Annotated in this window: 9 protein-coding genes and 4 pseudogenes; 7 read left to right on the top strand and 6 right to left on the bottom strand. The window is 67.5% G+C overall.

Features of this window, described 5'->3' with window-relative positions:
* Positions 1–3: 3 nt before the first annotated feature.
* Together ACIGFK_RS33930 and ACIGFK_RS33925 are read right to left on the bottom strand one after the other, a co-directional pair.
* Entirely contained in the window at positions 4–306 is a 303-nt protein-coding gene (locus ACIGFK_RS33930) for a CU044_2847 family protein (protein WP_400054894.1), read from the bottom strand.
* A 576-nt stretch (positions 307–882) separates the two neighbouring features.
* A pseudogene (locus tag ACIGFK_RS33925) lies at positions 883–1,182 on the bottom strand (integrase core domain-containing protein); the annotation flags it as partial.
* 186 nt (positions 1,183–1,368) lie between these two features.
* Here ACIGFK_RS33925 and ACIGFK_RS33920 point away from each other — a divergent pair.
* From ACIGFK_RS33920 to ACIGFK_RS33910, 3 genes and pseudogenes are all read left to right on the top strand, one after another.
* On the top strand, positions 1,369–1,548 hold the full coding sequence (locus tag ACIGFK_RS33920) for a hypothetical protein (RefSeq protein WP_400054892.1): 180 nt from the start codon (positions 1,369–1,371) through the stop codon (positions 1,546–1,548).
* A gap of 605 nt (positions 1,549–2,153) precedes the next feature.
* Positions 2,154–2,888 (top strand): annotated as a pseudogene (locus ACIGFK_RS33915) (SDR family oxidoreductase); the annotation flags it as partial.
* Between the two features lie 17 nt (positions 2,889–2,905).
* Positions 2,906–3,715, top strand: a complete 810-nt coding sequence (locus ACIGFK_RS33910; RefSeq protein WP_400054891.1) for a terpene synthase family protein — start codon at positions 2,906–2,908, stop codon at positions 3,713–3,715.
* A gap of 336 nt (positions 3,716–4,051) precedes the next feature.
* On the opposite strand, the gene ACIGFK_RS33905 is transcribed toward ACIGFK_RS33910, so the two are convergent.
* Positions 4,052–4,660, bottom strand: coding sequence for a TetR/AcrR family transcriptional regulator (locus tag ACIGFK_RS33905; protein ID WP_400054889.1), 609 nt, complete (start codon positions 4,658–4,660; stop codon positions 4,052–4,054).
* Between the two features lie 121 nt (positions 4,661–4,781).
* Between ACIGFK_RS33905 and ACIGFK_RS33900 the strand changes: the two genes are divergently transcribed.
* From ACIGFK_RS33900 to ACIGFK_RS33885, 4 genes are all read left to right on the top strand, one after another.
* Positions 4,782–6,284 (top strand): APC family permease, encoded by a 1,503-nt coding sequence (locus ACIGFK_RS33900; protein WP_400054887.1) that lies wholly within the window; start codon positions 4,782–4,784, stop codon positions 6,282–6,284.
* 8 nt (positions 6,285–6,292) lie between these two features.
* Positions 6,293–7,174, top strand: a complete 882-nt coding sequence (locus ACIGFK_RS33895; RefSeq protein ID WP_400054886.1) for a carbon-nitrogen hydrolase family protein — start codon at positions 6,293–6,295, stop codon at positions 7,172–7,174.
* Between the two features lie 376 nt (positions 7,175–7,550).
* Positions 7,551–7,730, top strand: a complete 180-nt coding sequence (locus ACIGFK_RS33890; RefSeq protein WP_400054884.1) for a hypothetical protein — start codon at positions 7,551–7,553, stop codon at positions 7,728–7,730.
* A gap of 332 nt (positions 7,731–8,062) precedes the next feature.
* Positions 8,063–8,362 carry a hypothetical protein gene (locus ACIGFK_RS33885; protein ID WP_400054882.1) on the top strand — a complete coding sequence of 100 codons (300 nt, stop codon included), beginning with the start codon at positions 8,063–8,065 and terminating at the stop codon, positions 8,360–8,362.
* Between the two features lie 457 nt (positions 8,363–8,819).
* Here the strand turns inward: ACIGFK_RS33885 and ACIGFK_RS33880 are convergent.
* The 3 genes and pseudogenes from ACIGFK_RS33880 to ltrA all read right to left on the bottom strand — a co-directional run.
* Positions 8,820–8,954 (bottom strand): annotated as a pseudogene (locus ACIGFK_RS33880) (ATP-binding protein); the annotation flags it as partial.
* Positions 8,955–9,069: 115 nt separating this feature from the next.
* Positions 9,070–9,438 carry a group II intron maturase-specific domain-containing protein gene (locus tag ACIGFK_RS33875; RefSeq protein WP_400055000.1) on the bottom strand — a complete coding sequence of 123 codons (369 nt, stop codon included), beginning with the start codon at positions 9,436–9,438 and terminating at the stop codon, positions 9,070–9,072.
* A 100-nt stretch (positions 9,439–9,538) separates the two neighbouring features.
* Positions 9,539–10,522: pseudogene (gene ltrA / locus ACIGFK_RS33870) on the bottom strand (group II intron reverse transcriptase/maturase); the annotation flags it as partial.
* Positions 10,523–10,723 lie beyond the last annotated feature (201 nt).

Here is a 10,723-nt window from a genome sequence, read left to right as displayed (position 1 = left end):
GGGTCACCCCGGCTGGTTGGCTGCGTCGGGGCGGCCGGGCGCGTCCTTCTTCCACGTCATGGTGACCTTCAAATGACAGTTGGCACTGCTCTTGGTGATCACGGCTCCGGCCTCGACCGCGAGGTCGACACCGAACTCGACCGTGATCGCATCAGGGCTGGCCTTGCGGAGCTGGTCGAGTGTGGCGTGCGCCGCTTCAGTGATCGGGCTCAGAGCCTCTTGGAGAGTTGCTGGCAGGTCATGAATGGCATCGCTGACGCGGCCTGCCTTCACCGGACCGGTCGGCGCAGCCGGAGCCTCGATCAAGAGGGAGCCCCCGCCTCCCAGCGGAATCCGAGCCAGTTGTGTCAAGGCTCCTCCTGGCATGTTCACCCGGTCTCGCAGCCTCCGCGCCCTCTCTCAGCATGACACCGGAGCGTGTGGTCCGCTGCCTGGCACAGGGCGCGAGATTCGGCGACAGCTCAGATGTCGTCGGTCACATGACCTGACCAGTCGTCACGCTCCTGACCGGGGGCTGTGGCAGATTAGCTGAGCGGTTGATGCTGCGCTTGGTTCACTGAATCTACGCGAGGCCTGCGCTCGTGATGAGCGACGTGTGATTTGCAGTGGGTGGCGACAGGTTCTTCCACTGTGAGGGGCATCGTTGCTGGTGGTGCGGCTGGGTGAGGTGAAGATCGGTGTCGTTTGTTGGTGAAGATCGGCGTCGTTTTCCACAGAAGTGTTGAATCGTTCACCGGTATGCGACACGTGTGTGCACCGGCTGACCAGGCTGATGACCTGCGGTCGGTGTGGATCTTGGGGTGGCCGCGGTGAAGGAACCTGTCCTGGGGCCTTCCCCCGTGGTGGTGGACACGCTTCGTCTATCACGCGGCGAGTGTGAGCTTAGCTGCGTGGTGTCGGCGTTCGTATTCGTTGGGGGCTGAGGTGGCCGTTGGCGGAGTGCCGGCGGCGGGTGTTGTAGCGGGTCAGCCAGGCGAAAACGGTTCTGCGGCAGATGCCGGCGTCGCCGTAGTCTCGGCCGCCCTGGAGGGTCTCGCGTTTGAGGGAAGCGTGGAAGCTTTCGCAGGCCGCGTTGTCGGCGCTGGACCCGACCGCGCCCATCGACCGGGCGGCCTTCAACTGGTCGCAGAGACCTGCGAAGGCCCGAGAGCCGTATTGCGCCCCGTGATCGGAGTGAAATATGTTCTGGGGCTCTCGTCCCTGGCTGTGGGCGCTCTGGGGGCAGCCCTCACGATGCCGCACGCTGTCCCGGCCGGCACCCTGCCCGCTGCCACCGCCACGTTCACTGTGCGGGCGAAGCCGGACTGCCGTCTTGGGCCGAACCGCCTGGACCGATTTCATTCCTGCGCGCAGAGCGAAGGAATCCTGGTGATCCAGGACAAGAAGAAGGTCGTCGGCCGTGCCGTCCTGGACATGACCGAGCAGTACGACCTGTCCGCGACGAAGGCCGAATTCACGCAGCAGGTCACCTTCAAGGTGAAGACCGTGGAGAAGCTGGCCAAGGGCGTCAGGCTCACCCTGTCCACGGCGTGCGGCGGTACCTGCTAGGCAGCGGTGCAGGTACCGGCCCTGATGGTGGAGGTCGGCAGGGAGGCGACAGGCACGATCACCTACCGGGACTTCACGGCCAAGCGGAACACCACCGCCGCCACCCACACCGTGACCGCAACCTCAGCTGTGGCCACCCCGGGCAGGGCGACGTGGAAATCCGCGGCGTTCCGCTGCGACAAGGAGATCGGGACTACGGCCGGCTGCGTGTTCCCCGCCGCGGCCCCGACCCCACCAGCATGAGTCAGGTGCTGTGGGTCGGTGGCGGCTTTCTCTTCGTCAGAGCGGAGTGAGGGGACTCGAGGACGTTCAGTTGCACCCTGATGGTGTCCGCGACCTCAGCGCAAGGGGCGGCTCCTGCCGGGACTGCCGACCGCGTTGCCCTGCTTGTCGGATGAGTGCTGAAGCCGTGGGGGTTGCGTCCCATGCGCGGTGGTCGGGGCCGTGACGGTGTTCTCACCTGGGCGTTGTTCGGGGTGTCGGGGAGTGCGTCGGAGCTGTTGCTGTCGCGGTCTTCGGGTACCTCGCCGTGGGCTTGCCGGGATGAGGCCGGGAACGATCAGTGGGACGGTGCTGCGGCCACGGCGGGAAGGAACGGATGAAGGATGATGGGCACTGACTGGCGTGAGCGGTCCGTGGTCGTGACCGGCGCGACGCGTGGGATCGGCCGGGGTATCGCGGAGGTGTTCGCCCGACGCGGGGCGGCCGTGGTGGTCACCAGCCGCAATGAGGCAGTCGCCTGTAAGGTCGCCGACGAGATCGCCGACGCTACCAGGGGCCGGGTGCTCGGCCTGGGTGTGGATCTGCGGGACCCGGAGGCGATCGAGGCGCTGGCCGCCGCGGCCCAACGCCGCCACGGGCATGTCGACGTGGTGTGCGCGAACGCGGGGATCTTCCCGGAGAAGCCCCTGCACGAGATGACGGCCCAGGACGTGGACGAGGCGCTGGCGGTTAACCTGCGCGGCTCGGTCCTGACCGTGAAGGCGTTCCTGCCGGCGATGGAGCGTGCCGGGCACGGCCGCATCGTGCTGACCTCCTCCATCACCGGCCCCACCACCGGGTACGCGGGCTGGACCCACTACGGGGCCAGCAAAGCCGGGCAGCTCGGCCTCCTGCGGGGCGCCGCCCTGGAGCTGGCACCCGCAGGCATTACGGTCAACGCTGTCCTGCCCGGCAACATCCGAACTGAAGGCCTCACCGGCTTGGGGGAGGAGTACCTGCGGCGCATGGTCGCGGCGATCCCGCTCGGCCGGCTGGGCGAGAGTGCCGACGTCGCCCACGCCGTCCTCTTTCCCGCGTCCGACGAAGCCGCGTTCATCACCGGCCAGACCCTCACCGTTGACGGTGGTATTGGACGGTGTTCATCTGCTGGGTGGACGACCGCCTCGACCACCACGACATCGGTGCGGTCCCCGGTGAGCTGGAACGGTTCACCGCCCCACTCCGCGACGCCTTCACGTCCGTCGGAAGGACCCGGCCCGTGGCTACCGGCGACGCGGGCCTGGCGGCGGCGGTTCTGGCGGGGTTGTGGGAGCGGACCGCCGCGGGGATGCCAGAGAGTTGGCGCAGGCGGTTCGTTGACGACTACACCGATTTCCTCGACGCGTGCGAGGAGGAGATGGCGGTGCGACGTTCCGGCGCCCGGCTGTCCCTGACCGACTACATCGGGCTGCGGCGCCGCACCATCACCCTGCTGCCCATGCTCAACGTCCTGGAACGCACCGGCCACACGCTCTTGGTGGAGCACCCGCAGGTCGACGACCAGGTACGCGAGCTGCGTTGGACCTTGGCCGACGTAGTCGGCTGGGCCAACGACCTCGCCTCCCATACCCATGACGAGGCCGCCAGCCAGGACAGCCTGCTGTCCCTGATCGCACGGCGTGATGCCTGCACACCCGCTGAGGCCGCCGCCCGGGCAACCGTGATGATGGAGCGGCGCCGCGCCGAGTTCACCGCACCGCCCAGGCGCTGCGCCCAGCATCCCGCTGCCCACCGGTTGGGCCGGTACGTGGACCTGGTGGAGAGGTTCATGGCGGCGACCCTGCACTGGCTTGCCGTCACCAGCCGCTTCGCCCCCATCCCCGGACCAACCGGCCCGGCGACGGCGACGGAGCCTGTCGCATCAGGGCCGGGCGCCGAGGCAGAGGTCCGGCGCGCAATGCGTTGAGACGGGGTCAGAACCGGTTCTGCTCGCCGGTCGTGATGGTGATCGGCGCGGGCGTAGGTGCCGCGGCGGCTCCCGGGATGCGCATGCGGTGCTGGTTCCCGACGGCCCCGTCTGCGCCTCCGCTGTGTGCTCCGCACCTCGTCGAGGCTGACGCCGGGGACCGGGCGCGGCAGCTCGGCTGACGGCGCTTGTCGAAAATGCCCACCTCTGCTCAGGGGCAGGGCAGACGCGCTCAGTGGAGCTCCACCAATGGCGTGCCCGGAAGGAGGATTGGTGATCCACCGCCGGATGGGATCGGGTGGGTGCCGGGGGTGACGATGATGCCCTGGGCCGTTGTCAGGGGTGGTCGGACAGATCGTGACCCGTGACGGCGCGGGCATAGGCACACAGGGCGGTGATCACTTCGGTGCGGGGGCGGCGGCCCGCGAGGACTTCCATCTGGTATCCGTCCTCCATGGCGACGAAGTTGGCGGCGAGCAGGCGGGGAGGGTCTTGGAGGACGAAATGGCCTTGGGCCTGCCCGAGGACCAGGATGCTTGAGTAGACCGCGATCTGGCGTTCCGTCAGCGCGCTGTCGAGCGCGGCGGCCCTGGCGTCACGCAGGCAGCGCGGCCAGTACTCGAAGAGCAATCGGGTCAGCACGTCGTCGGGTCCGCTGGCGACGCCGCCTGCGATGCAGGCCCGGAGCTGGTCGCGCGCGTCGGCGAAGCGGTTCGCGGTCTGCTCGCGCTCCTGGCTGTAGCGCTCGATGGCCTGTTGGTAGGTCTCGTGGACCAAAGCGTCCAGGTCTCCGTAGTAGAGCACCGCGGCGGGTGTGACCCCGGCCTCCTCGGCGATGTCGCGCAGACGCAGGCCCTCCAGCCCGCGCACCATCAAGGCGCGCTGCACCGCCCTGCCCAGCTCGGCCCGACGGGCCTCCTTGCCGTTTCCCTTCCTGGCCGCCATGCCCAGCTCCCTCCTCGGATCAGTTGTACTGAAATTTAACAGTACCCCGCAGGCCCTTGACCGCGCGGAGTGCTATCTCTTAAATCTGCGTTTAACAAAACTTCGGGAACCAGGAGCCGCCATGACCCACCCGACCGACGCCGAGGCCAGAGCCGGGGCCCCGCCCGCGCCCGTGGGCAAAGGGCTGCGCACAGGCTCTGTAGGCCTGCTCGCCGCCGTCACGCTCGGCCTGTCCTCGGTCGCCCCGGCATACAGCATCGCCGTCACCCTCGGCTTCGTGACATTGACTGTCGGAGACCTCGCCCCGGCCGCCCTGCTGCTGGGATTCCTGCCGATCCTTCTCACCGCGTTCGCCTTCCGCGAGCTCAACCGGGCGATGCCCGACTGCGGCACCACCTTCGTGTGGACCACGCGTGCTTTCGGGCCGGTGACCGGCTGGCTCACCGGAGGATGGGTGGTGCAGAGCGCCACGCTCATCGCGATGACGGCCCTCTCCCGGGTCGGCGCCGGCTACCTGCTGCACCTGCTGGGTCTGCACTCCCTGGCGGAGAGCAGGACGGCCGTGACGGTCTGCGCCGTCCTGCTGCTGGCCGCCGTCACGGCGGTCGCCTACCGGGGCCTGCAGCTCGCGGCCTCCGTCCAGTACGTGCTGCTCGGCCTTCAGCTGCTCGCCCTGCTCGGCTTCGGCGCGGCAGCCTTCGGTCGCCACGGGGCGTCCACCCCGTCCCTGGCCTGGCTCAACCCCCTCGCCTTCGGCGGTTTCGGCTCGTTCGCCGAGGCGGTACTGCTGTGCCTGTTCATCTACTGGGGCTGGGACGCGCTAATCACCGCGAACGAGGAGACCCGTGACGGGGACCGCGTCTCCGGCCAGGCCGCCGTCATATCGACCGTCGTGCTCCTGGGGACCTACCTCTTCACCGCCTTCGCGGCGATCAGCTTCGCCGGCACCGGCACCGACGGCATCGGCCTGGGCAATCCCGACAACGCCTCCGACATCCTGACCACCCTCGCCCCGCCGGTCCTCGGCGCCGCCCTCGCCAAGGTGATGCAGCTCGCCGTCTGCGTCTCGGCCGTTTCAGCCCTGCTCACCTGCCTCGTCGGCAGCTCACGCAGCACCCTGTCCATGGCCGCCCACAAAGCCCTGCCCCAGGCCTTCACCCGCATCCACCCCCGACACAGCACACCCGCCTTCGGAACCCTCTTCTTCGGAGCGGCGGCGGCCTGCCTGCTCGTCGTGCTCGCCCTCGTCTCCGGCGACTTCCTCGGCGACGCCATACTCTGCGTCGGACTCCTCATCGCCTGCTACTACGGCACCACCGCGCTGGCCTGCGTCTGGTACTTCCGCCGACGGCTCCTCGACTCCCCGCGCGACCTGCTCCTGCGGGGCCTGCTCCCCCTGCTGGGCGGCTTGCTGATGCTGGCGGCCTTCACCCGCAGCGCTCACGACATGTACGACCCGGCCTACGGCAGCACCTCCTTCCACGGCGTCGGCGGGGTCTTCCTCCTCGGTGCAGGCTCCATCGCCACCGGCGCCCTGGCCCTGCTCATCGTCCGCACCCGTTTCCACCACTTCTTCTGCGACGGCCGCACCTCGGTCGCCGGGCTCACCATCACCAAGGACTGACAACCCCCATGCGCACACTCGCCGTCGCCGCCCTACAGACCACGCCCGTCCCCCACGACCTGGAAGCGAGCTGGCAGCGCTTCGCCAGCCAAGTCCGCGCCACACGCGACCACTTCCCCCACGTCCAACTCGTCGTCGTCCCTGAGCTGCTGCTCGCCGCGGAGGGGCCGCTGCTGGGCCCGGCCCCCGACGGCTGGATGGAACACGCCGCCGTTACGATTCCCGGCCCGCTCACCGACCGGATCTGCTCCCTCGCCACGGAGACCGGACTGTGGCTTGTCCCGGGAAGCCTCTACGAGCGCGCCGAGGACGGTCACCTCTACAACACCGCACTCGCCGTCTCACCAGAGGGTGAAATCGTCGCCCGCTACCGCAAGGTCTTCCCCTGGCAGCCGTACGAAAAGACCACCCCCGGAGACGAGTTCACCGTCTTCGACATCCCCGGCGCCGGTCGGGCGGGCCTGGCCATCTGCTACGACGGCTCCTTCCCGGAAACCGTCCGCCAGCTCGCCTGGATGGGAGCGGAAATCATCATCCAGCCCACCCTGACCCCCACCCGCGACCGGGAAATGGAACTCATCTGCGCTCGCGCCAACGCCTGGACCAACCAGGTCTACGTCATCAACGTCAACGCCGCCGACCCCGCCGGAGTCGGCACCAGCGCCGTCGTCGACCCCGAAGGCATCGTCCGCCAGCAGGCCGGCCCCGGCGAGGAGATCCTCGTCGACGTACTCGACCTCGACACCGTCACCAGAGTGCGCCGCTACGGCTCCGCCGGAATCAACCGACCCTGGAGCCAACTCGCCCGATACGGAGAATCGGTAGAACTCCCGATGTACGGCGGAGCAACCTTTCACACACCGGACTGGCTCAAGGGCAAGACCGCGTAGCCATCCCAGTCCGGACAAGAGCCCCCGCCGTCACCACACCCGGCGGCCATCCGGCCGCCGGGCACACCCACCAGCCGCCGTCCGAGGGTGGACCACCGCAACCAAGTGAGCACGATGATCACTTCCCTCGGGCGGCTTCTTCGGGACGGCCAGCTCAACCTCCCCCAGTCTGTACTCGAACGCTCTCGCCGCCCGGGTCGTTCGATGGGCTCGCTCGCCCGTGCCCTGGAAACCTTCTTCACCAGTCGCGGTCTGGCCATGGCCACCGACCAGGCCGAGTGGCTCGCAGCCGGCCGCCGACAACGCCGGGTCCTCGCGGTCCCCGGCTCCCTGCTACCTTCGGTGGAGGCCTTCTCCGACTTCATGATCCGCTCGCGTGAGCGATCCCGGCGTGCCGGAACGCTGCCCCCGCACCGACAGCACCATCGAAGCCGCACTGGCCATCGTGCGTGACCTCGCTCTGTTTCTCGCCGGCGAGCGCGGCACTGAGGACTTGGCACTGACCGACGTGCACGATCTCGAAGCTTTCCTAGCCAGCTCGCCCAAGGCCCGATAGCGTCGGCTGGTCGTGCTCGGACAGTTCTTCCGCTTCGCGCGATCGCGGAAGATCGTCCTCGTCGATCCCGCCCGTGGTCTGACCGCCCGAGGACCGAGTGGCTTCACCGGCACGACGCTGACGCTTGACCAGCAACGTCTGCTGTTCCGCCGCTGGACAACGGATCCAGCCGTCCACCCGCACGAGGCTCTGCTGGGCATGCTCGCCCTGTTGCACGGCGCCTCAAGCCGCGAGGTCAAAATGATCCAGGGCGTTGACCTCGACGCGCCCGAACCGCTCGGCTCGGCGACCGTCCGCATCCGGTTCCTTTGGATCCGCCGTCTTGGGCGGCAGTGGAACGCTGCCTGGCCCACCGCGAAGAACAGAAGACGGAGAACCCGCATGTGGTGGTCACCCGCCGGACGAAGTCCGGCCGGGGGCCGGCGTCCACCGCCTATGTCAGTCACGTCCTCGACGCTTCCGACTTCCCACCGCGCATGATCCGCTGCACTCGACTGCTCGACCTGGTCAACACTATGGACCCCAAGCTCGTCGCCGCCGCCTTCGGCATGGACCCCGAGGCCACCATGATCTATCTGTCCGACCGCATTGATGAGACCCGCTTGGCAGAGTGGGCGGCGGCCAACGACTGATCTCTGGTCAGAGTTCGTACGGATAGAGAGCGATCTTCTCGCGCTCTATGAAGAGCTCGACCCACGTGCCGGCAACACCTTCGGGCAGCGGATCGGCAAGGTCCAGCAGAATCTGCGAGCCATCGAAGTCCAGCACGGCGGCGCCGTCCACCGTGAGGGCCAGCCGACCGCGCAGGACAACGCAGTGCCCGCCAGGTCGGACTCCTGGTCCGACGTCGACAGCCGGTTTCGCGTTCCGCCCCCAGGCGATGTCCTCATCGATCGTCCACTCAACGTGGTACGTGCCAGGCTTCGCGGCTTGGTCACCGCACCAGCGGACTGCTGTCCCGCCGAACGGCGTCCGGACCTGGGCCAGCCAGGGGCTCCAGGGAAACTTTGCGACCTTCACCAGTTCGACCAGCATCGTTCGATCATGCAGCATCCGCGTTCCTGCCGGAACCCGTGAAGTTTCGGCGCTGCTGGCACAGGTTCGCCGGAACGTGTGCGCTTTGGAGAAGGATTCGTTCGAGGCGATCGCCACGCTGTTCTTTTCCTCCCGCTCGGTCAGAACCTGGAAGAGGAGTTCGGCGCCGCGGCGGTCGAGTTCCATGTGTTGGGTCGGGGACGGGACGCCGTGCACCGTTTCCGGTGTCGGTTTCCCCGTCCCCGCCCGCCGAACCGGACGTGCCCGTTGGCCGAGCATCCGGCTCTCCACGTGATCCGATGTGTCAGGCGAGGTATTCGCTGACCTGACCGACGAAGGCCACATCGTCGTGGTTCGTCCGGCGGAAGCGTGCTCCGTCGGGATCGACCTCGTCGATGTTGTATGGCGTGCTGATCTGCGCTCCGCGGAACTGGTAGCGCTGGACCTTCATCTTCGCCGGGTTGTAGAGGACGATCCCGCCCTCGGTGATGCGGTCGGTCCCGTAATAGCGGCGCCGCAGCTGTTTCCAGGTCAGGTGGGGATGCTTGTGGCGAATCCAGAGAAGCAACCTCCACCACGCGTACCAGCCGAGGTAGGAGAACGTTCTCTTGGATGCGCCGTAGCGGAAATAGGCAGCCCAGCCCCGAAGGACCGGATTGACCGTCCGCAACACCTCCTCCAACGAGAGCGAGGTCGTGCTTCGCCCCGTGGGCGGGCTTGGACGGGATGGTGAGCACGACGCGACGGCCGTCGCCGAAGGGCCTTCGCTGGATGTGGAAGCCCAGGAAGACGAAGCCGTCGTCGATGTGGGTGATGTGGGTCTTCTCGACCGAGAGAGTCATCTTCAGCTTGCGGGCCAGCAGCTCACCGATCTCCGCCTTGAGTGTCTCGGCCTCGGACTTGGTGCCGTGCACGAGCACGACGAAGTCGTCGGCGTATCGCACCAGACGGTAGTTCGGCAGCCCTTTGCGCCGTCGGGCTTGCCGACGTGCTCCGGGGTTCATCTCGGTGTTCCAGATCCGCGAGAAATACCGGTCCAGAACGGAGAGATAGACGTTGGCCAGTAGCGGAGAGGCGACTCCTCCTTGCGGAGTGCCCGTGAGGGTCTCCGCGAATCCACCGTGCAGCTCGACGACTCCGGCCCGCAGAAACGCGCTGACCAGCCGCAGGACCTTGCGGTCTTTGATGCGCTCGGCCACCAGGTCCATCAGGACATGATGGTCGACGTTGTCGAAGCAAGCTTTGATGTCGCCCTCGACGACCCAGTCGTAGGTCGACGGCTTGCGGGTGAAGCGGTGGATCTCGGCGATGGCATCCTGAGCCCGACGACCGGGCCGATACCTGTAGCTCGACGGGTAGAAATCGGCCTCGAAGATCGGCTCCAGGACCAGCTTGAGCGCCATCTGTGCGACGCGGTCCCGCAGAGTCGGGATACCCAGGTAACGGACCTTGCCGTTCTTCTTGGGAATCACCGCCTGCTTGACCGGCAGCGCAGTGAAGGACCCGTCCTTGAGGGAGGAGCGAAGCTCCTCCAGGAACGGAATCACTCCACGACGTTCCTCGATGTGAAAGCGGGTGACCGCGTCCACACCTGCTGTCCTGGCACCCCGGTTGCCAGACACCCGCTCCCAGGCCACTACCAGCGTGGCCCGGTCGCAGATCAAGTTGAATACATCATTGAACCGGCGGTCCGGCTCGTTCCTTGCCCATCGGTGCAGCTTGATTTGGTGATCGAGTACCCGTCGCTCGGCCGTCATACTGCCCGGCCAAAGCGGCGGTGCGTCGTTGTTCAACAACGTTCCTCCCCGACAGCAGTCCTGCTGCTATCACGCTGTCGCCCTTTGTCGGCGTACTCCTCTGGGTGGCCCTGGCAAGATTTTCGTGAAGCTGGGGTGTGCCACCGTGCGCCGGTGACGCTCCGTCATGGGTAGTGGCGTCGGAGTGTGGCCATGTGGATG

Source organism: Streptomyces sp. NPDC085524, assembly GCF_044541755.1.
In the GTDB taxonomy this organism is placed as follows: domain Bacteria; phylum Actinomycetota; class Actinomycetes; order Streptomycetales; family Streptomycetaceae; genus Streptomyces.
This window is presented reverse-complemented; position numbering and strand designations above follow the sequence as displayed.